The following is a 22,984-nucleotide window of genomic DNA, read 5'->3' as shown; positions in this document are numbered from 1 at the left end:
CGAGGGTCTTTGATGACCAAAGACAGCCCAGCGGTCAGACTATGCCATTCATCCAACGGCGGGCATCATCGGCGAGACGGATGCGCTTTTGTCAATGACGACCCTTCGGGTCGCCGCCGAAGGCGGTCGCGAAGCGATCATTGACCAAAGCGATCCGCTCGCCAGAATTGCCGCCAAGAGATGAATGGCTAGGTGTGGATGATGTCGTGAAGGTCATCCTTCCCCTAAAAGGGGAAGGTGCCGAGCGTAGTGAGGTGGATGGGGTTAGGAGATAGATGGGTCGCCCCGCCCCGCCGCTTCGCGGCCATCCTCTCCACAAAGGGAGGGATCGCGCACCCTATTCCACCGGCGCGGTCGCCTTGATCCGCCGGTAGACATAATCCGGGATCGGCGCGTCATCGTCGGCGAACATCTCTGTCACCGCCGCGATCTTGTCGTGATGGGGCGAGAGATGGCAGACCGGATCGGCCTCGGTCGCATCGCCCGTGAGAGCAAGCGCCTGACAGCGGCAGCCGCCGTAATCGATCAATTTGCGTTCGCAGGACCGGCAGGGCTCCTTCATCCAATCCGTGCCTCGAAAGGCGTTGAAGGCCGGCGAAGAGGTCCAGATGTCCATCAGCGAATGATCACGGACGCTCCAATGTTCAAGATTGGGGATCGTTTCCGACGCGTGGCAGGGCAGAGCCATGCCAGACGGCGTGACGTTCATCGTGCGCTTGGCCCAGCCGCCCATGCAGGCCTTGGGATGATGCGCATGGTAATCCGGAATGACATGATCGATGACGATCGTGCCCGTATATTTCAGCTTCAGCGCTTCGACCTCGGCGATTGCAGCTTCGGCCTGCGCGCGCGTCGGCATCAGCGCCGCGCGATTGACGAGGCCCCAGCCATAATATTGCGCATGAGCGATTTCCACGCGCCTTGCGCCGAGTTCGACGGCCAGTTCGACCATGCGGCCGGCGCGCGCGACATTGGCGCGATGGATGACGGCATTGACCGTCAGCGGCAGATTATTGTCCGTGACAGCCTTGGCGATGATCTGCTTCTTCGCATAGCCGCCCTCATAATTGCCGATTTTATCGGCCGATTTGGCTTCGGCATCCTGGATCGAGAGCTGGACGTGATCGAGCCCCGCGTCCGCGAGAGCCTTCACTTTTTCAGGCGTCAGTCCGATGCCGGAGGTGATGAGATTGGTATAGAGCCCGACCTTATAGCAATGCGCGACGATCTCGAGGAGATCATGCCGCGCGGCGGGCTCGCCGCCGGACAGATGCGCATGAAGAACGCCGGCCGCCGCGGCTTCCGAGAAAACGCGGAGCCAGGTTTCCGTATCGAGCTCTTCGGCGCGCGCGTCCATTTCGAGCGGGTTCGAGCAATAGGGGCAGCCGAGCGGGCAGCGATGCGTCAGCTCGGCGAGAAGGCCGACGGGCGCGGCGACAGCGGGTTTCGGCGGAACAATGGGAGCGTTCACAGGTCCACCATCCGTTTGGTTGCGAGTTCCGTCAGCATGGCGCGGACATCTTTATCGATGACCGCGCGGTCCGCATTGAAAGTCGCAGCGAGATTATCAACGATCTCACTCAATGTGGCGACGCCGTCGCATCGCTTCAAGATTTCGACGGCGATCGCATCGGTTTTGACGACGCGCTCAGGCGCAAGCAACATCCATTCGTTGCGCGTCTCATCGAGCTTCAGCCGAACGCCGCGCGGTAGATGCGGCTTCGACTGATCCTCGAGTTGGACAGGTCCGCTCACGCCGCCTTGCCTTGCGTCGCGACATGGGTGCCGGGCACCCAGACGCCGGCCGGCGGCAGCTTGTCGATATAGGCGGTCCAGATTGCGTCGAGCTGCGTCCACAGCACATGGCATTTGAATTCGAGCGCGGCGACGACGAGATCCTGCTGCTCGCGCGTCTTGGCGTGCTGCTTGACGTAAGCCAGAGCAAACTCGCTGTCGCGCTTCGCCTGCTCGGGACGCGCCGTGAAATAGGCGAGCGTCTCTTTGCTGACGAAATCATAATGCGCCAGCATGCCGGTGACGCGTTCGCCGATGATCGTCGGCGAGAAGAGTTCGGTGAGAGAAGAAGCCACCGCCTCGAGCAAGGTGCGCTCCTTGCAGAAATTGATATAGGCATCGACCGCGAAACGCGTGCCGGGCAGGATGCCCTCGGTCGATTTCACATAGTCGCGCGAGAAGCCGAGACTATCGGTGAGCTTCAGCCAGCGCTCGATGCCGCCGTCGCCTTCCTTGAGCCCGTCATGATCCTCGATGCGCTTGCGCCAGGCGCGGCGATCGTCGGCATCGTTCATGCGGGTCAGGACGGCCGCGTCCTTGATCGGAATCGAGGCTTGATAATAGTAGCGATTGAGCGCCCAAGCCTGCACCTCTTCGTAAGTGCATTGGCCACTGTATTGGCGCTTATGGAAGCGATGGAGATTATGGTAGCGCTCCGCGCCGGTGCGGCGCAAAACGGCTTCCAATTCGTCGTGGCTCATCAGAGCATCGGACTTGCCCGGCTCGTTCATAGCGTCACCCTCCTCATCAATGTCTGTCTTAAGGCGCATCACTTCGGGGAGCGCTTCCGACCGGAAAATCCGATCGGTTAGAATGTGTTCGAAACGTCTCGGCCGAATTTGTTCTGAATCAAAAAAGCCGGGTTACATTTTCGAAAGAATTCCTAAAGAACGACTTCCATTCCGTCATAGGCGACGTCCCATCCGGCCGCCACCACCTTTGCCCGCTCCGGCGAATCCTCGATCAGAACAGGGTTCGTATTATTGATATGCACGAAGATCTTGCGGCCGATGTTGCAATCGGCCAGCGAATGCAAGGAGCCCTTCTCGCCGCTCATCGCGACATGGCCCATGCGCCAAGCCGTCTTCTGCGACAGCCCGAGATCGACCATTTCGGAATCGGTAAATGTCGTGCCGTCGAAGAACAGGACTTCCGCGCCGGAAATGCGTTCCTTGATGGCGGGCGTGACTTCCGCGCAGCCGGGTATGTAGAAGAACGTCTTCTGCCCGTCGCTGATTTCGAGCCCGACCGTATTTTCGGTCAGGCCGCCGATCTCGACATGATCCTTCTCCATCCAGAGAGGATCCTTGCCGGGAACCGCGAAAGGCGTCACGAAAAGGCCGAGGCCCGTATCGACGCGCTCGTCGAGCGACACCGCGTTGGTATGAACAAGGTTCTTGTTCAGCACGCCGAAAACACCGACCGAGGTCTGCGCCAGCGTGGTTTTACTGCCGAAGAGCGCAAAACTCTGCGACTCTCTCAGCGTCAGCAACCCGGTCAGATGATCCACGTCGCCATTGGTGACATAGACCGCCGAGATGGGTGTTTGCCTGCTCGCACCGCGCGGATGCAGAAACGGCGACGAGAGGATTTGCTGGCGAAGGTCGGGCGAAGCATTGAGCAGAAGCCAACGTTCACCGTCAGCACTGACAGCCAAGCTCGATTGGCTTCTTGGCCGGACCCGCTTGTCGCCGTTCCAGGCCAGCTGGCAGACCGGACAGAGGCAATTCCACTGGGGAAAACCGCCTCCGGCCGCCGAACCGAGCACAAGTACGCGCAAGGCATTGCCTTTCACATGGCCCGAAAACGAAGGGATTAACCCTTAGATTTCGGCAGAAGCGTAGCTGGTGACTTCCATGCCGATGCAGACTTCGGTGATTGCAGGGGTTGTCCAAGCCATCGTATTTCTCCCTAAGTTCAGTTGGCGGACAGGTCTTGCTGTCCGAGACATTATGTATCACCAGCGCTTGTTTGAAACCATATGCTGAACGTCCAAAAGCGCTTTCATTGCCGAAGTTTAATATTGCCGAATGTTAATGTTCGGCCCCGAAATAGAGGTGCCGCGGCCCCGTTCCAGATATCCTTTTGGCGTCGCGTGGCTTTTCATCTTGCAGGACGCGAAACCGACGCGATGTTTGTCAAAACTGGCGTTTTGAGATTAAACGGCAGAAAGCTTTCAAAGCCCGACATGAATGAAAGCGACCCATTGGACGCCCCCCTGCCGATTCCGCAAGTTTTAGCGAGCCTGCCGATCTTTTTCGATCTGGCCGGAAAAAGAGCCGTTCTGGCCGTCTCAGGCGACGGGCTCTGGAAGGCCGAACTGCTCCACGCAACCGGCGCCGAGATCGACCTTTATTGCGCCGCCCCGGGCAAGGAGCTGAAGAGCCTTACTAAACGCTTCTCGCGCCTGCACCTCGCCTCGCGCGCCTGGACGCCGGCCGATCTGAAGGGCGCTTCGCTCGCGATCGGTGTTTTTGGGACCGAGGCCGAGGCCGAGGCGTTCTACGAGGCCGCCCATGCCGCCGGCGTTCCGGTCAATTGCGCCGACCAGCCGGCCTTCTGCGATTTTCAGATCGGCGCAATCATCGACCGCTCGCCGCTTGTCATCGGCATTTCGACCCATGGCGCAGCCCCCGCGCTCGCGCGTGCGATCAGAGGAAGGCTCGATGCCTTTCTGCCGCAAGGCATCCGGCATTGGGCGGCGGCAGCCGCCGTCTGGCGGCCGCGGCTGAAAGCCATCGATCTATCCGCGCGCTTGCGGCAGCGGTTCTGGGATCTTTTCGCGCAGAAGGCGCTCGATACGGGCGACCGGCTTCCGCAGGAAGATGACTTCGCCATGCTTGTGCAAGCGGCCGAAGCCGGCACGACCCATGCGACAGGCTCGGTCACACTCGTCGGCGCCGGACCGGGCGATCCCGAACTCATCACGCTCAAGGCGCTGCGGGCGCTGCACATGGCCGATGTCGTGCTTTACGACGACCTCATCGCGCCAGGCGTCATCGATATGGCCCGCCGCGAGGCGACCAAGATTCCGGTCGGCAAGCGCGGCTATAAGCCGTCCTGCCGCCAGGATGATATCATCGCGCTTCTCGTCACGCTTGCGCGGGAAGGCAAACGCGTCGTCCGTCTCAAGGGCGGCGATCCGTCGATCTTCGGACGCGCCAACGAGGAATTGGCCGCGCTGCGCGCCGCCGACATCCCCGTGGAGATCGTTCCGGGCGTAACGGCGGCATTGGGCGCCGCGGCCTCCTTGCAGATCTCCTTGACCGAACGCGATTTGTCGCGGCGCGTCCAATTCATCACCGCGCATGCGCGGGACGGAAAGCTTCCAGACGATATCGATTGGGCCTCCGTTTGCGATCCGCGCGCTTCGACCGTCGTCTATATGGGGGTTAGAACCCTTGAGGCTCTGTCGCGACGGCTTCTCGCTCAGGGCATCGATCCGGCAACTCCAGCGCTCCTCGTCGAACGTGCCACCTGGCCGGACGAGCACCGGGTTTATGGGACAATCGCCAGTCTTCACGCGAAAGTTGCCGTTATCAGCCCGGACGGCCCTTGTCTCGTCATGATTGGCGCTATCTTCGCGCAGCCGCATGTGTCGGCCGAGTCGTCCGATGTCTCCGACGCGGACATGCTCCATACTTAAACTCGCATCGCGCGGAGCCAAACCAGCGAGGTTAAAGATGCGTCGTCTGGTTCTTCTCTCCATCGCAGGCGCCTTGGCGCTGGCAGCGGCGATCGTTCTTTTCACCTATCTTTACGAAAGACCGACGATCCTGCGCGTCGCCGTGGTGCGCGGCAGCGAAGACCAGGAGATCATGACGGCCGCCGCGCAGGATTTTGTGCATGAGCGCGAAACCATCCATTTGTCGCTTGTACCGGTCGACAGCCTGGCGGCTACCGCCACCGCGCTCGAACATGGGCGCGCCGATCTCGCCATTGTTCGCAGCGACGTCGAAATGCCGACGAACGGTCAGACCGTTCTCATCATGCGCAAAAGCGCGGGCCTGTTTCTGACATCGTCCGGAAGCGGAATCGGCAGCGTCGCCGATTTGCGCGGAAAGAAGATAGGCATCGTGCATGACCCCATGCTGTCGCATGCCGCCAATCTCAATCTGCTCAATACAACCCTTGCCCAATATGACATCCCGGAGTCGGCGGTCGGAACCGTCGCTCTATCTATCGAGCAGATCGAGAAGGCTTTGACCAATAAAGAGGTCGATGCCGTCCTCGCGTTTGGGATGCCTGGTTCCGATAAATTGAGCGAAGCCGTGGCGGCGGTCACGCGCGCCAGCGGCGGCAAAATCATATTCATTTCGGTGCCCGAAGCCGAAGGCATTGCGCAGCGCTCGCCGAATTACGAGTCGGTCGAGATCGTCCGGGGACTCTTCCCAGGCATAGCGCCGCAACCGACGAAATCTTTTCATACGCTCGGGGTTTCGACGCGGCTCGTCGCGCGCAGCACGCTCAGCGACACCGTCGTCGGCGACCTGACCCGGATCCTGCTCGCGGCCCGGCCGCGCATCGCGCTCCGCGTGCCGGTGGCTGCGCGGATTGTCGCACCCGAAACCGACAAGGGAGCGGTCCTGCCCGTCCATCCGGGCGCCGCCGCCTATCTCGACGACGAGGCCGAGAGCTTTTTCGATAAATATAGCGACGCATTTTATATCGGGGCCATGATCCTCTCCGTGTTCGGATCGGCAATCGCCGCTCTGGCGAGCCGCGTCAGCCAGATGCAGCGGGAGGGAACGGGCGAAGCCATACGGCGGCTTCTCGACATTCTGCGCGAGGCGCGGGAGGCCGATCATACCTCCGAACTTGACCTGCTTGAGCGCGAAGCCGACGTGATCTTGGCGCAATCTTTATCCGCGAAAGGGAGTTCCGGCCCGGATCTCGGCGCATTGAGCCTCGCCGTCGATCAGGTCCGCCATGCGATCGAGGAACGCCGCAAAGTGCTGTTGGCGAGCCCGAAAGCCGTTTTCGAGCCGCGTCTGATCCCTAAAATTTAAGTTTATCTAAGCTCGGGGCCGCTTTGCCCAGCGCCGGAACGCGACGAGCGCCCAAATGCCTTCGACGAGGCCGAAGGGCCAGGCGCCCTGCAAAAACCCATAGAGCGAGCCCAGAGCGCAAGCTAGGGCAAAGCCTAAGCTAAACCAGTGGCTCCGGTCCTCGAACGCGTAGCAGACGAGCATCATCGTCACCGCGAACAGACCGAAAAGGCTCAGCGCGTCCATCCGGCCGTCCCTGTCATCGTTTCGTTTTCGTAAGGTGCGACGCCACCGGCCGTTTCCAAATCGTTTGAATTCCTATAAGGGATGCTGCAATTGCGAAGACGGCCGCCTATATGACGAGTCGCATATAAAAGCCATGCGCGTGGACGTTTTCCTGAGCGCGAGCTTCGCTTCAGAGCATCTTCAGGCGAAGTGGAAGCCGGTTCGCCGTTGGAAGATGCTCTAACTCTTTGAAAAGAAACATCGGATATCCGATGTTTCTAAATAAGTTGGTTTCAGATCGAGTGTTCACACTCGATCTGAAACCAACTTCCAACAACTTCGACTTTGACCTCGACTTTGACCGGAGCCCGAATCACTCGGCTCCGCGATTTTGATTACCCTCGGGACCGACCATGAACCTGCGCAATATCGCCATTATCGCTCACGTCGACCACGGCAAGACCACTCTCGTCGACCGCCTTCTCCAGCAATCGGGCGCCTTCCGCGAAAACCAGAAGGTGGCGGAACGAGTCATGGACTCGAACGACATCGAAAAAGAGCGCGGCATCACGATCATGGCCAAGGCGACCTCGATCGCCTGGAAAGACTATCGAATCAATATCGTCGACACCCCCGGCCACGCCGATTTCGGCGGCGAAGTGGAGCGCATTCTCTCCATGGTCGATGGCGCGATCGTTCTCGTCGATGCCTCGGAAGGCCCGATGCCGCAGACAAAGTTCGTCGTCGGCAAGGCGCTCAAAATCGGTTTGAAGCCAATCGTCGCCATCAACAAGGTCGACCGGCCCGACGCTCGCATCCAGGAAGTCGTCAATGAGGTCTTCGATCTCTTCGCGGCGCTCGATGCGACCGACGAACAGCTCGACTTCCCGATCCTTTACGGCTCCTCGAAGCAAGGCTGGATGGCCAATAGCCCCGAGGGTCCGCAGGACGGCATGGCGCCTTTGTTCGACCTGGTCGTGAAGCATGTCCCGCCGCCCACGATCGAAGAGGGCGGCTTTCGCATGCTCGGCACTTTGATCGAGGCCAATGCCTATCTTGGCCGCATCATCACTGGCCGGGTCTTCGCAGGCAGCGTGAAGCCGAACCAGGCCGTCAAGGTTCTCTCCCGCGAGGGCAAGGTCGTCGAACAGGGGCGTGTCTCGAAGATTCTCGCCTTCCGGGGCATTGAGCGTGTGCCGGTCGAAGAAGCCGAAGCCGGTGATATCGTGGCCATTGCCGGTCTCGAGAAATTCAACGTCGCCGATACGCTCTGTGCACCAGAAGTGAACGAGCCTTTGCAGGCGCAGCCGATCGATCCGCCTACCTTGTCGATGACCTTCATGGTGAACGACTCGCCGCTCGCCGGTACCGAAGGCGACAAGGTGACGAGCCGCGTCATTCGCGAACGCCTTTACAAGGAAGCCGAAGGCAATGTCGCCTTGAGGATCGAGGATTCGCCTGAAGCCGATTCTTTCATCGTCTCTGGCCGTGGCGAGTTACAGCTCGCAATCCTGATCGAAAATATGCGCCGTGAAGGTTACGAACTCGGTGTGTCACGTCCGAAAGTCGTCTTTCAGAAGGACGAAAAGGGCGATCTGCTCGAGCCGATCGAAGAGGTTGTGATCGACGTCGATGAGGAACATTCCGGCGTCGTCGTGCAGAAAATGTCGGAGCGTAAATCTGACATGATCGAGATGCGGCCATCTGGCGGCAATCGTCTGCGGCTCGTCTTCCATGCGCCGACGCGCGGTCTCATCGGTTATCAGGGCGAACTTCTGACCGATACCAAGGGCACCGCCATCATGAACCGGCTCTTCCATGAATATGCACCTTGGAAGGGTGCGCTGACGGGCCGCCGCAATGGCGTGCTCATTTCCAATGACCAAGGCGAGTCCGTTGCCTATGCCATGTGGAAACTGGAAGATCGTGGCGCGATGATGATCGGTGCCGGCCAGAAGGTCTATCGCGGCATGATCGTCGGCGAGCACACGCGCGACAATGATCTTGAAATCAATGTCATGAAGGGTAAGCAGCTCACCAACATCCGCACCCATTCGAAGGACGAGGCGGTGAAACTCACCACGCCGATGCAGATGGGGCTGGAACGGGCGCTGGCTTATATCGAGGACGACGAACTTGTCGAAGTGACACCGAAGTCGATCAGGTTGCGCAAGACCTACCTTGATCCGAATGACCGCAAGCGCGCCACGCGCGCTGGCTAAGAAAAGCACCTAAAAGAGCATCATTCCTTAAAAGGTCGATCAGCCCACGTTTCTCTTTGAAAGAAGCGTGGGACTGTAGGCGAAGATGAAGACGGCATAGGCGGCGATCCACAGAATGGCCGCCGCATAGAGCAACAGGCTCGGTCCCGGTGCGGCAGCAAAGGCAGCTATCACCCGGAAGACAGCCGCCAGTGTCACAAGCCCATAGATCCACCGTGTGATGGTGTCGGCAGTGAGGCTTTGGCCGCTGTGGCCGCGGGCGACGCGCGTCATCACCGCGAGAATCATCGTTCCCATAGCTCCGGCTGTCAGTGCGTGAATCGCAGCGCTTTGCGGGACGATATCGAAAGTTGCGAGGCCGAGCAGAAGGACACCGACTACCATCCAAAGGTAGGCGACGTGAAGAATGAAGAGCAAAGGCTCGCTGCCTGTTGCCAGTCCCCGCCATCGCGCGAGCTTTGATATATTCAAGATGCCGCCGATCATGAGGACAGCGCCGAAGGCTTGAGAGTCCGGCAGAGCAGCCCATCCCAAAAGGCCCACGCTCAAAGCGGCTATCGAGGCTGGCGTGAGCCACGCATGTTGCACCGGCATTGGCAAGGCAATATCGCGCTTGGCCAGCCAATTGCCCGTGAAGGTTGGTATGAGTCTGCCCCCCACGACCGCCATCAATACGACCATCGCACCAAGGCCGAGACGCCAGCCAAGGCCTGCAGGGACATGCCCTCCGGTCGCTTCGAGATGCATGAGCAAATCGGCCGCTGCCAAAACCGCCAAAGGTGCGAGCATGACGAGATTGCGCCAATTCCGGCTGGCAATAATCTCGCGCGCCAAAATGGCAATGAGCGCCACCGGAAAGACAAGATCAAGACCGCTTCCCAGCCAAGCCGGCATGAAAGCCGAGAAAGCGCATGCAAGGCGGCCAATGAGCCAAAGGCCGACGAGGCTGGCGAGAACCCTGCCGGAGACGGCGGGTCGTTTCGTCCAATTCGGCACTGCGGTCAGGAGAAAGCCGGCGGCCGCAGCCATGCAGAATCCAAACAGCATCTCATGAACATGCCAGCTCAAAGGGTCGAAAATGCTCGGTAAGGCACGGCCCGTGGCAAGCATCGCGATCCATATGACAAGGGTCCCGATCGACCAAATCGCCGCAGCGAAAAAGAAGGGCCGAAAGCCTTGGGTAAGCCATAGCGGCGGCTCGCTCTTTGATCCCGTATGAATCCTCGAAGCCAACTGTGCCACAGACATGAGAGACATCCCGATCAAGACAATTCTCTATCTTGAACGAGAGATCGCGCTCACTCATTGATCTTCATCAACTCAGGCAATAGCCTGCACGCGAGTCGCGCTTGATCCGAATGACCGCAAGCGCGCCACGCGCGCTGGCTAAGAAAAGCGCCTGACCGATTTAATTGGTCGGCGCTTGGCTGACGGAGTCGGGCACACGCGCCGTGGCGCTTTGCGCATCGCCTGACACTTTCAAGTCGGCGTCCGGGCTCGGCGATTTGGCGTCGCCTGTGATGAGAACCAGAAGCGCCCGCGCGGGTTCGTCCGTGCTTGTGTTTCTGGTTGCGATCTTATTGCCATAGGCTGGAAAGACCCAGGTCTGGCCTTCGCCGTAAGTGCCGACGCCGGCTTCCCAAGCCGTCGCCTTGATCGAACCCGCCAGCACATGCATCAGCACATAGCCGTAGGAAGTGGAGCGAGGGATAACGACCGACCCGCCGGGTGCATATTCGACCATAAAGGTCGAGAGGTTGGCGTCGTGCAAATTCAACACGCGCTTGCGCGAGACGGCGGTGACGGTTGCCCCAGGGCCGGCCGGCCGGTCGTCGGGAAACCGCGGGTAGATGATCGTGTCATGCGATTTGTCGATGCTGCTTTCATCGAGACCTGCGGCGCCCGCAAACCCGGTCATAGCGGCCAGCGCCAAGGCCAGTGCAGCCGGCCCTATCAGCGTCCGCCCGAGATGCACGGAAGACGCAGCATCGTTCATGCGCCTTGAAAGCTCCCGAAGCCTGTTCGCAATCCGCCTCTTGGTCATCATTTGCCTCACTGTTCCGTTGAGCGGGCAGTAAGGGCTCCATGCGCTACGCCATGGTTGCTGATTTGGCCAAATTGGTTACGGCCGAAGCCGGCTTCCGGTCAGATGATTTCAATGTTTCATTTGAAACCCGATGACGCGACTCTCAAAGAATGAGAGTCGCGTTTTCAACATCGGCCGCACGTTCAAACGAAAGACTGCGAGGCACCATTATTTGCTCTCGATGGCTTTCGCCGCATCGTCCAAGACAGCGGCAATTGCATCGATCTGCGCTTGCGTCAAAGGCCCTCGCGCGACGCGCAGGTTCATCGCCATTTTCAGGTTTTCCCAGGCACGCACGAGCTGCGGCGCCTTTTGACCGCCGTGCCGGACGTTGATCTCGGCCATGCGGGCGAAGATCGCGTCGACGATTTCGCGATTCTGCTCCAGCGCCGCTTCGCCTTCGGGCGTGATGGCAAAGAGTTTGCGCGGGCCGTGGGTATCCTGCACCTTGATGTAGCCGAGCTCTTCAAGAAGCGTCAGCGTCGGGTAGACGACGCCCGGGCTTGGCGCATAGGCGCCGGCGAGGCGGTCCTCGATCGCCTTGATGATCTCATAGCCGTAGCTCGGCTTTTCGCCGATCAGCTTCAAGACGACGAAGCGAAGATCGCCTTGTTCGAACATCCTGCCCCCGCCGTGACCGTGATGGCCATGCCGCCCGAAAGCGCGGTGCATGCGGCGCGCGGCATGTTCACCGAAGCCTCGCTCGCCGCCCCGGCCGGATGGCCCGCAGGTCGCGCGATCTTGGTCGTCCCGGCCGCGATGACCTTCGTAATGGTGGAACTGATTGAAAAATCTCATGTTACTCTCCTGAGACATAGCGAACTATCTCGATATATCTGAATTAAAGATATATCTAACTTGTATCTTGTCAAGCGGGTCCGAAACATTCCGCTCGCGCTATGATGCACGGTGAGCACACTTAACGATTGCGAAAGAATTTGTGACGCGCCGCCATATTGTTATGACGGGTGGCGCCTATCATGATGAAGTTATATCCAGCCCAGGTGCCCTCGAGAGCATGCTAATGCCCATGACCCGCCGCTTCCTGATGGCCGCCGCCGCCGCTTTGGCCGGCCTCGGCTTGGCCGGCTGCGTGACCAATTCTCCCGGTCCCGCCGGCTTTCAAGCGGCCGTGCCGCCGCCCGCTGCCGCAGGAGCCGTGGCGCCGAATCCGCAGGTCTCCACTTTGGAGGATGCGCCGGCGGGTCATTACGGCCCCGTGGCTGGCGAACCCTTTCCGGTCCCTGGCATCAAGCTCGCGCAAATCGACAAGGCTTATCTTCGCACCGAAGTCGCCTATGCGACCACCGAGCCGCCGGGCACGATCGTCGTCGATCCACCGCATCACTATCTCTATTTCGTCGAGGCAGGCGGCCGCGCGATGCGCTATGGCGTCGGCGTCGGGCGCGAAGGCTTCGCCTGGTCCGGCGAGGCGGTCATCAAATCGAAGCAGGAATGGCCGGATTGGTATCCGCCGAAAGAGATGATCGAGCGTCAGCCGGAGCTCAAAGCGAAGATGGCGCAATTGCAGAGCGGCATAGGCATGCATGGCGGCCCCGGCAATCCGCTCGGCGCGCGCGCTATGTATCTCTGGCAGGGCAATGCCGATACTTTGTTTCGCATTCACGGGACGACGGAGCCCTGGACGATCGGCAAGAGCGTCTCATCCGGCTGCATCCGCATGATCAATCAGGACGTGATGGATCTTTATCAGCGCACGCCCGCCGGCACGCGCGTCGTGGTGCTCGGCCACGCGAAGGTGGCATCAAACCGGTGAGCCGGCGTGCGCCCGGCTCATTCAAAGTGATTATTGCCACGGATACCAATTCTTGGTACCTTTCTAGAAAAGGAATCCGCCATGGCCAAAAACACATCTGTCGTGATTGGCGATCACTTCGCCTCTTTCATCGAAGAACAAGTCTCGCAGGGACGCTACGGCTCCGCCAGCGATGTCGTCCGTGCGGGCCTGCGTCTGTTGGAAGAGCAAGAAGCAAAACTCGCGGCACTCCGCGCAGCGCTTATTGAAGGCGAGAGGAGTGGTGTTTCGACTTCCTTCGACTTTGAAGCCTTCATCGCTCGCAAACGCGCCTGAACTCATTCGTGAGCAGCGTCAAGCTCTCTCCACGCGCTCAATCCGACATTGAGGACATTTGGGATTATACGGTTTCCCATTGGGGGATCGACCAAGCGGAAGTCTATCTCCGCCAGATCCAAGCGGCGATCAAGATCGTCGCCAATAATCCTAGCTGTGGCAAAAGCTGTGACGACGTACGTGCTGGCTATCAAAAATTTCCTGCAGGCTCGCACCTTCTTTTCTATAGAACGACGCGAGATGGCATAGACATTGTGCGGATTCTCCATCAACGCATGGATTTCGAGCGCCATCTATAAAGCTCGCGCTTATCGCTGGCACGTGCCGCAGTAAAAACTCGCACGGCCCGATTGCACGATGCGTTTGACCAGGCCGCCGCAGCCGTCGCGCGAACAGGCGTCGCCTTCCCGGTCGTAGACGCGGAACGTATGCTGGAAATAGCCGAGCGTTCCATCGGTCAGGCGATGGTCGCGCAAGGTCGAGCCGCCGGCGGCGAGCGCCTCTTCCAAAACCTCGCGGATGACTCGCGCCAGAAGATGCGCGCGCTCCGTCGCGCCTCCATCCTTGCGCGCAAGCGTGCCGGCGGCACGGCGCGGCGAGAGGCCGGCACGATGTAATGCCTCGCAGACATAAATATTGCCGAGCCCCGCGACGAGCGTCTGATCGAGAAGTGCCGCCTTCAACGGCGCTGCTTTTCCGGCAAAGAGCCGCGCCAAGGTATGGCCATCGAGCTCGTTGCCAAGCGGTTCCAATCCAACATTCTTGAAGAGCGCATGTTCGGCAAGATCGGCGCGCGGAATGATCTGCATGAAGCCGAAGCGGCGCGGATCATTATAGACGATGCGTGCGCCGCTCGAGAGTTCGAAGACGACGTGATCGTGGACGGAGTCCTTGGTCGTATCGTGATAATAAGTGCCGAACGCCTCCGTGCCTTCACGTGCCTCGACCCGGAACGAGCCCGACATGCCAAGATGCATCACGAGCACCTGAGCATCGTCGAGATCGGCCAAAAGATATTTGGCCCGGCGTCCGAGCGCCTCTATGCGCCGCCCCGTCAGGCGCTGCGCAAAATCGGTAGGAAATGGGAAGCGCAGATCCGGACGCCGCTGGTCGATCGATTCGAACCTTGCGCCAACCATAGCCGGCGCAAGGCCGCGGCGGACGGTTTCAACTTCCGGAAGTTCGGGCATAGAGCCCAAACTCTAGGAAAGCCCCGAGTCCGTCAAGCGCTTCTCTTTCGAACAATTTTTCGGGATGAGGCTAGTAGCAGCGCCGATAGCCATGACGCCAATAGCAGTGATGGCGGTGATAATAATGCGGGCGGATGCCGAGCGCCCCGTTGACGGTGCCGACACCCGCGCCGATGGCGCCGCCGACGACGGCACCGACCGGTCCCGCCGCGCGGTTGCCTGCATGTGCGCCCTCTTCCGCACCGCCTACCAATCCTTGCGCCTCCGCGATTAGAGGGAAAGACAGACTGGCACAAAGACCAGCGGCAAGAACAAAACCAAGTTTCATTACATTCTCCTTGATGGACACGTTACGGCAACGCCTCGCATCAAGTTTGGTTCTGCACTTTCCGCAGTTAGTTTATGCTGCGCGCCGGTTTAACAGATTGAGGTCTTTTTACGACCCCTTGCCGACTTATTACGACCCCTTGCCGACCTGGCCGCGGATTTCGCCGCCTTTATTGGCCTCCGTGTGGATATTGAAATAGAGATTGCCGTCCAAAAGATCCTTGGCTTGCGCATCGGTCAAAGTCGCGGAGCCAACAATCGGGTTTTTATCTGCGCCGGGAGCCGGCACTTCGACAGGTGCGGCTTTACCGGGCCCGGCGGGTCCATGAAAATGCGCCGCCGTCGCTGGGCCGGTGAGGCCCGAATAGGTCACGCTCCACGTGAGTTTTTTGGTATCCGTGTCATAGGTTGCGCTAAGCGCGCCAGTGCCTTTGGTATCATTCGGCGGCGTCTCCTCCGAGCCTTTCAATTTGGCGGTCAGATTGACCGTTTCCGCGAGGCAGGGGAGACTCGCGGTCAAAAGCGCAGCGGCGGCCAAAACTATCTTTGTCGAAAAATGGGGCATTTCATTCTCCCGAATGGTGGCAAGGCGACGCGTCGCTTGTTGCCTTTCGTCAAACCGGATGGGGACGACCTGACGTTAGATAGTTCACACGCCCGGCATGCCAACTGCAAATCGCATTTCCGTGTAACGCCCCAGATGACAAGTTGCTGAAATGAAAAAGAAGACGAGGTCCATCGCCAGCTTCCATAGCCATAGCAAATATCCCGCGCTATGGTCCCGATTGGAGAAAAAATATGCCCGAACCGCGTTTAAAAAATAAGAGTCCGGCAGAAGAAACCCACTTCGGTTTTTCAACCGTGCCGCTGCGCCAAAAGCAGCATCTGGTCGATGATGTTTTCCATCAGGTCGCAGCCCGCTACGACCTGATGAACGATCTGATGTCAGGCGGTCTGCACCGGCTTTGGAAGGATCGCTTCGTCGCGAAGCTCGCCTTGCCGCGCGCGCGTCGGGCACGCCATCTCGATCTCGCAGGCGGCACCGGCGATATCGCCTTCCGCATTTTAAAAAAGCCCAATTATGCCGGCGACGTCACCATTCTCGACATTAATGGCGACATGCTCGCCGTCGGACGTGAACGCGCCGCCAAACAGCATTTGCCCGCCAGGCTGAATTTCATCGAGGCCAATGCGGAAGACCTGCCTTTTGCATCAAATAGTTTCGACACATGCACGATCGCCTTCGGCATCCGCAATGTGCCGCGGATCGAAAAGGCGCTCACCGAAATCCATCGCGTTTTGAAGCACGGCGGGCAATTTCTCTGCCTCGAATTCTCCAACGTGACGCTTCCGGGTCTTAACCGTATTTATGAAGCCTATTCCTTTCATGCGATTCCACGCATCGGTGGGCTGGTCGCAGGCGATGAAGACGCCTATCGCTATCTCGTCGAATCGATCAGGCAGTTTCCGGCAGCCGACACATTCGCCGCGATGATCGAAAAGGCGGGCTTCGCGCGCGTCTCCTTTTTGCGCATGAGCGGCGGCATCGTTGCAATCCATTCCGGCTGGAAGCTCTAACATTTTATGGAAGAACGCATGTATGAAACCCTCGTGCTTCGAGACGGCGCCTTTTGCGATCTCGCTGTTGCGAAAGATCGCCAGCGATACGCCTCCTCAGCATGAAGGTTCAAGGATCTATCATTCAGCCCTCATCCTGAGGAGCCTCGCGAAGCGAGGTGTCTCAAAGGACGGGGGCCGTTGCTTTGAAAAGTCTGTAACGTTTCGGGACCCCGCCGTAAGCAAAGGCACCGCGTGATTTTTCCCTTCGGATCTTACCTTCGTCTCGCGCGGGCCGGTTTCGTCCTGGCTCGGGCCGGCGTTTTTCGCGACATAGACCCGACCGTGCTGCCGCCCGCCGCACGCTTGCCGCTCGCCATCGCGAAATTCATCGCAAGACGTGACGCGGGCCCAAGCCTTGCGCGTCTGCCGGACGCCTTTAGCGAACTCGGCCCGTCTTATGTAAAACTTGGACAATTTTTGGCGACGCGCCCCGACGTCGTCGGACCCGCGGTCGTGCTCGCGCTCGAACGTCTGCAAGACCGCATGCCGGCCTTTCCGCGAGCCGTCGCGATCGCGACCATCGAAGCCGCTTTCGACCGGAAGATCGATCAGCTTTTCGTGCAGTTCGGCGAGCCCGTCGCCGCCGCCTCGATCGCGCAGGTGCATCGCGGCAAGGTGCGCGATGCGCAAGGCGAACGCGATGTCGCGGTCAAAGTGCTGCGGCCGGGCGTCGAACGGCGTTTCAAGCGTGATTTGGGCGACATGTATGTCGCCGCGCATTTTGCCGAATATTGGTTCGCCGAAGCGCGACGCCTGCGGCTCGTCGAGGTTGTCGATACCTTAGCGCGCACCGTCAAGATGGAGATGGATTTCCGGCTCGAGGCCGCGGCCGCCTCCGAATTCGGCGAGAATGTCGAGCGGGACCATGATTTCCGCGTGCCCGGCATCGACTGGGACCGCACCGCGAAGGATGTGCTGACCCTCGAATGGATCGACGGCGTGCCGCTTTCCGACACGGACCGTCTTATCGCGGCGGGCTTCGATCTGCCCGATCTCGGACGCATCGTCATTCAATCTTTCCTGCGCCATGCGATGCGCGACGGCTTCTTTCATGCCGACATGCATCAGGGCAATCTCTTCGTCGATCGCGAAGGCCGGATCGCCGCCGTCGATTTCGGCATCATGGGCCGGCTCGCCTTCAATGAGCGGCGCTTCTTGGCCGAGATCATCTATGGCTTCATCACACGCGACTATCGCCGCGTCGCGGAAGTGCATTTCGAAGCGGGCTATGTCCCGCGCATCCATAAGGTCGAGGATTTCGCCCAGGCGATCCGCGCCATAGGCGAGCCGATCCATTCGCGCACGGCCGATCAGATCTCGATGGCGAAACTTTTGACGCTTCTCTTCGAGATCACCGCCATCTTCGACATGAAGACGCGCACCGAACTCGTGCTTTTGCAGAAGACCATGGTCGTCGTCGAAGGCGTCGGGCGCAGGCTCGATCCGAAGCTCGACATGTGGTCGACCGCCGAACCCGTCGTGCGCGACTGGATCGAACAGAACCTCGGGCTGCTCGGCAGGGTGCAGGATGGCGCCCGCACGGCCTCGCTTTTGTCGAAGGTCGCGGCCAATCTGCCGCGCGCTCTCCTGCGGGCCGAAAACATCATCGCGAAATTCGAAGATATCGCCGAGGACGGGCTCGATCTGTCGGAAACGGCGCTGCAACAGATCGGCGCGGCTCAAGCCCGGGCCCAGCGCTTCGGCCATGCCGCGCTCTGGGTCATTGCGGTCCTGGTCGCCATCTGGCTGCTGCGATAGAAGCCTCTCCTCCGCAAAAGCGGGCACGTTTCACATTGGCAATTTAACTTTATAGACATTTAACGGATTTTACCCGTGAAATTTGGCCCATATGGATTATAAAAGAGCTGGGGCTCGCCCTCTTCCTTCGAGGCTCGCTTCGCTCGCACCTCAGGGTGAGGGCTAGTGGTAGCTCCTGCCGAAAGCCCCTCATGCTGAGGAGGGTCCGCAGGACCCGTCTCGAAGCACGAGGGCTTTAGTGGGCATGCAAGACCGAAGGCCGCACCAAGACCCATGACCGCGCAAACACAAAAACGCATCCTTCTCGTCATCGGCGGCGGCATAGCGGCCTATAAGGTGCTCGAGCTCATCCGCCGCGCGCAAGAACGCGGCATCGAGATCACGCCAGTGATGACGGCGGCGGCTAAGCATTTCGTCACGCCGCTATCAGTTGCGAGCCTTGCGCGGACCAAAGTTCACGACGCTCTTTTCGCGCTGACCGACGAAGCCGAGATGGGACACATCGAGCTGTCGCGCTCGGCTGATCTCGTCGTCGTCGCGCCCGCCACCGCCGATCTTCTGGCGAAAATGGCGCAAGGGATCGCGAACGATCTCGCCTCCACGCTGCTGCTCGCGACGGATAAGAAAATCCTCGTGGCGCCAGCGATGAATGTCCGCATGTGGCTGCATCCGGCCACCATGCGCAATGTCGAGACTTTGCGCCACGACGGCGTGCTTTTCGTCGGGCCGGAGGATGGCGACATGGCCTGCGGCGAATATGGTCCCGGCCGAATGAGCGAGCCCTTGGCGATCCTCGCGGCGATCGAAAGCGCGCTGGCGACGGAGACCTTTCTGCCGCTGCCATCGGCCACCGCGGCGCTCGCCGGAAAGACGGTCGTCATCACCTCTGGGCCGACGCATGAGCCGATCGATCCGGTGCGCTATCTCGCCAATCGTTCCTCCGGCAAGCAGGGCCATGCGCTCGCCAAAGCAGCCGCTGCCGCCGGCGCGCGCGTGACGCTCATTTCAGGGCCGGTGACGCTCGCCGATCCGGCTGGCGTCACGACGCATCATGTCGAAACGGCGCGGCAAATGCTGGCTGAAACAGAAGCCGCATTGCCCGCCGATATTTTCATCGCCGCCGCCGCCGTCGCCGATTGGCGCGCCGACGAAGAAGCGCATCAGAAGATCAAGAAGGGCGCGGGCGAGGCGCCGGTTCTGCATTTCGTCGAAAACCCCGATATTCTTGCCACCATCGCACAACGGACCACCGCGCGGCCTTCGCTTGTCCTCGGCTTCGCAGCGGAGACTGAAAACCTTCTGGCCAATGCGCAGGAAAAATTGCGCTGCAAAGGCGCCGATCTGATCGTCGCAAACGATGTCGGCAAAGATGGCGTCATGGGCAAGGACGAGACCACGGTGACGATCATCACCGCCGCGAGCACGGAGACCTGGGCCGATCTCTCCAAGGACGAGGTCGCGCGCCGGTTGATCGCGCGGCTCGCGGGCGAGCTCGACGGGCGCACGCGATGAGCGGCACGCCTTCAATCCCGGTCATCTTGAAAGTCCTCACGCATGGCGAGGGCCTGCCCTTGCCATCCTATCAGACGGCGGGCGCCGCCGGCTGCGATCTGCATGCCGCGGTCAGCGAGGCGCTGACACTGATGCCGGGCGCCCGCGATAAAATTCCAACCGGCATCGCGCTCGAATTGCCCGAAGGATATGAGGCGCAGATCCGGCCGCGATCGGGGTTGGCCGCGAAGGATGGCGTCACGGTTCTCAACGCGCCCGGCACGATCGATAGCGATTATCGCGGCGAGATTCTTGTGCTGCTCGTCAATCACGGCGACAGACCTTTCGAGATCATCCGTGGTGCCCGCATCGCGCAACTCGTTGTAGCGCCCGTCGTGCGCGCGGCCTTTGTCGAGAGTGCCGCGCTTAACGAGACCGCGCGCGGCGAGGGCGGTTTCGGATCGACGGAGCCCGCGCAAGCCGAAGCCGCCAAATTGGGAGGCCCGCTTTGATCTTCCTGCCGCGCCGCTGTCTTCTGGCGCTTGCCGCCGTTGCCGATATTGCGATTCATGCGCGGCCGCAGCCGGTCGCGGCCAAAGCGCTCGCAGCGCGTCTCGATCTGCCGCCGCGCCATCTCGAAACGCTTCTGCAGGCGCTGGTGCGCGCCAACATCTTGAAAGGCTTGCGCGGGCCACGCGGCGGCTACGAGCTGACACGCGAGCGCCGTCGCATCACGGCCGCCGAAATCCTGCGTGCCGTGATGGAAGATCTGGAGCCCGCCCCCGACAAGGAATGCGCGCTGGTTTCCGATGTCGTGGTGCCGATGGTGTCGGAAGCCGAGAAAGCTTTTATGAGCCAGCTCGAAACCGTCACGATCGACGATCTCTGCCGGCGCGCCGACGAATATAAGGTCTTCAAGCCTGCGATTCAGGGCGCCGATTTCACGATCTGATCGACGAAGAATATTATTCTATTTTTCTCGTCCGAAACTGCAAATAACTTCTATTAAATATCGTATTTTCAGTTAGTTATGTATTAGTTGACAATATCTGTTGTTTTAATATGCTTCTTATCAGTCACGGGTTGCTTCGCCTCGCCGCCCAAGCCTCGCGAAATGAAATCAAGCCTGAAATGATCGTGAAATACGCCGCCGATAGGGCTTCTTGCACGCGCCGGCTGTCTTCGCTGCGAGCTGGTCAGGCCCCCGACCAATGACGTCCGTCATCCATCCCCTTTAAAGCAGTGCGGAGTTAGACCATGGCACTTCAACTTGGCGATATCGCCCCCGACTTCGAGACCGAAACCACCGAAGGCCCCATCCAATTCCATAAATGGTTGGGCGATTCTTGGGGCATTCTCTTCTCGCATCCGAAGAACTTCACCCCGATCTGCACGACCGAACTCGGCTATACCGCTAAACTGAAGCCCGAATTCGACAAGCGCAACGTCAAGGTCATCGGCCTCTCCGTCGATGAACTCGCCAATCATGACAAATGGGCAGAGGACATCAAGGAAACCCAAGGCCATGCCGTGAATTTCCCGGTCATCGCCGATCCGCAGCGTAAGGTCGCCAACCTCTATGGCATGATCCATCCGAATGCGAACGACACGCTCACCGTGCGCTCCGTCTTCGTCATCGGCCCCGACAAGAAGATCAAGCTCACCCTCACTTATCCGGCGAGCACCGGCCGCAATTTCGATGAGATCTTGCGCGTCATCGACTCTCTGCAACTCACTGCGAAGCATCAGGTCGCAACGCCGGTGAATTGGAAAAATGGCGAAGATGTCGTCATCGTTCCGGCCGTCTCCGACGAAGATGCCAAGAAGAAATACCCGGCCGGCTGGAAGACCTTGAAGCCCTATCTGCGCGTCGTTGCCCAGCCGCAAGGCTGAGCTTCGCCGCGCTGAAAAGCCCTTTCGCGACCCTCGCCGCGAGAGGGCTTTTTCACGTTTTGGAAACAAGCCGATATGGCTCGGCAGCCGGACGCGGACGGCTCAAATAAGCCCGAAATCATTGCGAAACGTACTGCCGATAATGTGTGCTTTGATTTAACACCCTGCTCCGGTAGGATTATTATTCAGTACAGGGCGCGAAAGTGGAATTGTCCTCGCGCTGGATGCAGTCGAGTTTTGGGAGGATCACATGGCACAAGCGGCATTGAAGGCCGAGAGCCCCGCAACGACGCAGGTTCCGGGACGCGGGCGGATTTATGATTCCATCACCGATACGATCGGCAATACGCCCATCGTGCGCCTGAACAAGATCGCCGCCGAAAAGGGCGTGAAGGCCAATCTCCTAGCCAAGCTCGAATTCTTCAATCCGATTGCGAGCGTCAAGGATCGTATCGGCGTTCACATGATCACGGTCCTGGAAGAGACCGGTAAGATCAAGCCCGGCGTCACGACCCTGATCGAGCCGACCTCCGGCAATACCGGCATCGCGCTCGCCTTCGTCGCCGCCGCGCGCGGCTATAAGCTCATTCTGGTCATGCCGGAATCGATGTCGATCGAGCGCCGCAAAATGCTGGCACTGCTCGGCGCCGAACTCGTGCTGACACCTGCTCCGCAAGGAATGAAAGGCGCCGTCGCCAAGGCCGAAGAACTTTCCGCTGCGACGCCAGACTCGGTCGTCCCGCGTCAATTCGACAATCCGGCCAATCCGGAAATCCATCGCCTCACCACGGCCGAAGAAATCTGGAACGACACGAATGGCGAGATCGACGCTTTCGTTGCCGGTGTCGGCACCGGCGGCACGATCACCGGCGTCGCGCAGGTCTTGAAGCCGCGCAAGCCCGGCATCAAGATCGTCGCGATCGAGCCGGAAGACTCGCCGATCCTTTCAGGCGGCCAACCCGGCCCGCATAAGATCCAAGGCATTGGTGCCGGCTTCATTCCCTCGATCCTCGACCGCAGCCTGATCGACGAAGTGGTCACCGTCGGCAATCAGACGGCCTTCGATACGGCTCGCCTGCTCGCCCGGCTCGAAGGCATCCCGGCCGGCATTTCGTCGGGCGCAGCGGTGGCAGCAGCCTGCGAGATCGGGTCGCGTCCGGAATTCGCCGGTAAGAATATCGTCCTGATCATCCCCTCCTTCGCCGAACGCTATCTCTCGACGGCGCTCTTCGAAGGGCTGTGATCCAACAATCGCGAATGCAGAAAACGCGCGGTGCAACAGCATCGCGCGTTTGCAT

Annotated in this window: 23 protein-coding genes and 1 pseudogene; 13 read left to right on the top strand and 11 right to left on the bottom strand. The window is 59.9% G+C overall.

Annotated features, from left to right (window positions below):
- Positions 1–337: 337 nt before the first annotated feature.
- From pqqE to pqqA, 4 genes and pseudogenes are all read right to left on the bottom strand, one after another.
- A complete protein-coding gene (gene pqqE, locus A3OQ_RS0105955; RefSeq protein WP_020174458.1) occupies positions 338–1,471 on the bottom strand; it encodes a pyrroloquinoline quinone biosynthesis protein PqqE in 1,134 nt (377 codons plus the stop codon).
- Positions 1,468–2,525 (bottom strand): annotated as a pseudogene (gene pqqC / locus A3OQ_RS0105945) (pyrroloquinoline-quinone synthase PqqC). Before pqqC ends, pqqE begins: the two are co-directional and overlap by 4 nt.
- 152 nt (positions 2,526–2,677) lie before the next feature.
- Complete coding sequence (gene pqqB, locus A3OQ_RS0105940) at positions 2,678–3,574, bottom strand: pyrroloquinoline quinone biosynthesis protein PqqB (RefSeq protein ID WP_026595540.1); 897 nt, start codon at positions 3,572–3,574, stop codon at positions 2,678–2,680.
- 42 nt (positions 3,575–3,616) lie between these two features.
- On the bottom strand, positions 3,617–3,694 hold the full coding sequence (gene pqqA / locus A3OQ_RS25330) for a pyrroloquinoline quinone precursor peptide PqqA (protein WP_152428592.1): 78 nt from the start codon (positions 3,692–3,694) through the stop codon (positions 3,617–3,619).
- Positions 3,695–3,982: 288 nt separating this feature from the next.
- On the opposite strand from pqqA, the gene cysG reads away from it, so the two are divergent.
- Entirely contained in the window at positions 3,983–5,440 is a 1,458-nt protein-coding gene (cysG, locus tag A3OQ_RS0105935) for a siroheme synthase CysG (RefSeq protein ID WP_051116081.1), read from the top strand.
- Positions 5,441–5,477: 37 nt separating this feature from the next.
- A complete protein-coding gene (locus tag A3OQ_RS21440; RefSeq protein WP_020174453.1) occupies positions 5,478–6,803 on the top strand; it encodes a TAXI family TRAP transporter solute-binding subunit in 1,326 nt (441 codons plus the stop codon).
- A gap of 6 nt (positions 6,804–6,809) precedes the next feature.
- Here A3OQ_RS21440 and A3OQ_RS0105925 read toward each other — a convergent pair whose 3' ends face one another.
- Positions 6,810–7,028: a hypothetical protein gene (locus A3OQ_RS0105925; RefSeq protein WP_020174452.1), complete on the bottom strand. Its 219-nt coding sequence runs from the start codon at positions 7,026–7,028 to the stop codon at positions 6,810–6,812.
- Between the two features lie 392 nt (positions 7,029–7,420).
- On the opposite strand from A3OQ_RS0105925, the gene typA reads away from it, so the two are divergent.
- On the top strand, positions 7,421–9,229 hold the full coding sequence (typA, locus tag A3OQ_RS0105915; protein ID WP_020174450.1) for a translational GTPase TypA: 1,809 nt from the start codon (positions 7,421–7,423) through the stop codon (positions 9,227–9,229).
- Between the two features lie 39 nt (positions 9,230–9,268).
- Here the strand turns inward: typA and A3OQ_RS0105910 are convergent, their stop codons facing one another.
- From A3OQ_RS0105910 to A3OQ_RS0105900, 3 genes are all read right to left on the bottom strand, one after another.
- Positions 9,269–10,477, bottom strand: coding sequence for an NnrS family protein (locus A3OQ_RS0105910; protein ID WP_020174449.1), 1,209 nt, complete (start codon positions 10,475–10,477; stop codon positions 9,269–9,271).
- 160 nt (positions 10,478–10,637) lie between these two features.
- Positions 10,638–11,225, bottom strand: a complete 588-nt coding sequence (locus A3OQ_RS0105905; RefSeq protein WP_020174448.1) for a cupin domain-containing protein — start codon at positions 11,223–11,225, stop codon at positions 10,638–10,640.
- Positions 11,226–11,483: 258 nt separating this feature from the next.
- Positions 11,484–12,113: a PadR family transcriptional regulator gene (locus A3OQ_RS0105900; RefSeq protein WP_020174447.1), complete on the bottom strand. Its 630-nt coding sequence runs from the start codon at positions 12,111–12,113 to the stop codon at positions 11,484–11,486.
- 226 nt (positions 12,114–12,339) lie between these two features.
- On the opposite strand from A3OQ_RS0105900, the gene A3OQ_RS0105895 reads away from it, so the two are divergent.
- From A3OQ_RS0105895 to A3OQ_RS25325, 3 genes are all read left to right on the top strand, one after another.
- Positions 12,340–13,092, top strand: a complete 753-nt coding sequence (locus A3OQ_RS0105895) for a L,D-transpeptidase (RefSeq protein ID WP_020174446.1) — start codon at positions 12,340–12,342, stop codon at positions 13,090–13,092.
- Positions 13,093–13,173: 81 nt separating this feature from the next.
- On the top strand, positions 13,174–13,407 hold the full coding sequence (locus tag A3OQ_RS0105890; protein ID WP_020174445.1) for a type II toxin-antitoxin system ParD family antitoxin: 234 nt from the start codon (positions 13,174–13,176) through the stop codon (positions 13,405–13,407).
- Between the two features lie 8 nt (positions 13,408–13,415).
- Positions 13,416–13,706 (top strand): type II toxin-antitoxin system RelE/ParE family toxin, encoded by a 291-nt coding sequence (locus A3OQ_RS25325; protein ID WP_020174444.1) that lies wholly within the window; start codon positions 13,416–13,418, stop codon positions 13,704–13,706.
- Between the two features lie 9 nt (positions 13,707–13,715).
- Here the strand turns inward: A3OQ_RS25325 and mutM are convergent, their stop codons facing one another.
- The 3 genes from mutM to A3OQ_RS0105870 form a co-directional block, all read right to left on the bottom strand.
- Entirely contained in the window at positions 13,716–14,597 is an 882-nt protein-coding gene (gene mutM, locus A3OQ_RS0105880) for a bifunctional DNA-formamidopyrimidine glycosylase/DNA-(apurinic or apyrimidinic site) lyase (protein ID WP_026595538.1), read from the bottom strand.
- Between the two features lie 70 nt (positions 14,598–14,667).
- The gene (locus A3OQ_RS0105875; RefSeq protein WP_020174442.1) at positions 14,668–14,925 is read right to left on the bottom strand and encodes a hypothetical protein; all 258 of its coding nucleotides are present in this window, start codon (positions 14,923–14,925) and stop codon (positions 14,668–14,670) included.
- A 129-nt stretch (positions 14,926–15,054) separates the two neighbouring features.
- Positions 15,055–15,489 (bottom strand): CHRD domain-containing protein, encoded by a 435-nt coding sequence (locus A3OQ_RS0105870; protein ID WP_020174441.1) that lies wholly within the window; start codon positions 15,487–15,489, stop codon positions 15,055–15,057.
- 233 nt (positions 15,490–15,722) lie between these two features.
- Here A3OQ_RS0105870 and ubiE point away from each other — a divergent pair, with 233 nt between their 5' ends.
- From ubiE to cysK, 7 genes are all read left to right on the top strand, one after another.
- Positions 15,723–16,502: a bifunctional demethylmenaquinone methyltransferase/2-methoxy-6-polyprenyl-1,4-benzoquinol methylase UbiE gene (gene ubiE / locus A3OQ_RS0105865; protein ID WP_020174440.1), complete on the top strand. Its 780-nt coding sequence runs from the start codon at positions 15,723–15,725 to the stop codon at positions 16,500–16,502.
- A 234-nt stretch (positions 16,503–16,736) separates the two neighbouring features.
- A complete protein-coding gene (gene ubiB / locus A3OQ_RS0105855) occupies positions 16,737–18,302 on the top strand; it encodes a 2-polyprenylphenol 6-hydroxylase (protein WP_020174438.1) in 1,566 nt (521 codons plus the stop codon).
- 273 nt (positions 18,303–18,575) lie between these two features.
- Positions 18,576–19,814: a bifunctional phosphopantothenoylcysteine decarboxylase/phosphopantothenate--cysteine ligase CoaBC gene (coaBC, locus tag A3OQ_RS0105850; RefSeq protein WP_020174437.1), complete on the top strand. Its 1,239-nt coding sequence runs from the start codon at positions 18,576–18,578 to the stop codon at positions 19,812–19,814.
- Positions 19,811–20,305, top strand: a complete 495-nt coding sequence (dut, locus tag A3OQ_RS0105845) for a dUTP diphosphatase (protein ID WP_020174436.1) — start codon at positions 19,811–19,813, stop codon at positions 20,303–20,305. The genes coaBC and dut overlap by 4 nt, the downstream gene beginning before the upstream one ends.
- A complete protein-coding gene (locus tag A3OQ_RS0105840; RefSeq protein ID WP_020174435.1) occupies positions 20,302–20,745 on the top strand; it encodes an RrF2 family transcriptional regulator in 444 nt (147 codons plus the stop codon). The genes dut and A3OQ_RS0105840 overlap by 4 nt, the downstream gene beginning before the upstream one ends.
- A gap of 305 nt (positions 20,746–21,050) precedes the next feature.
- A complete protein-coding gene (locus A3OQ_RS0105835; protein ID WP_020174434.1) occupies positions 21,051–21,686 on the top strand; it encodes a peroxiredoxin in 636 nt (211 codons plus the stop codon).
- A 250-nt stretch (positions 21,687–21,936) separates the two neighbouring features.
- The gene (cysK, locus tag A3OQ_RS0105830; RefSeq protein WP_020174433.1) at positions 21,937–22,929 is read left to right on the top strand and encodes a cysteine synthase A; all 993 of its coding nucleotides are present in this window, start codon (positions 21,937–21,939) and stop codon (positions 22,927–22,929) included.
- Positions 22,930–22,984: the final 55 nt, after the last annotated feature.

It is taken from the genome of Methyloferula stellata AR4 (assembly GCF_000385335.1).
Taxonomy (GTDB): Bacteria; Pseudomonadota; Alphaproteobacteria; order Rhizobiales; family Beijerinckiaceae; genus Methyloferula; species Methyloferula stellata.
The sequence above is the reverse complement of the archived record's forward strand: the minus strand, read 5'-3'. Positions and strand labels throughout refer to the sequence as shown.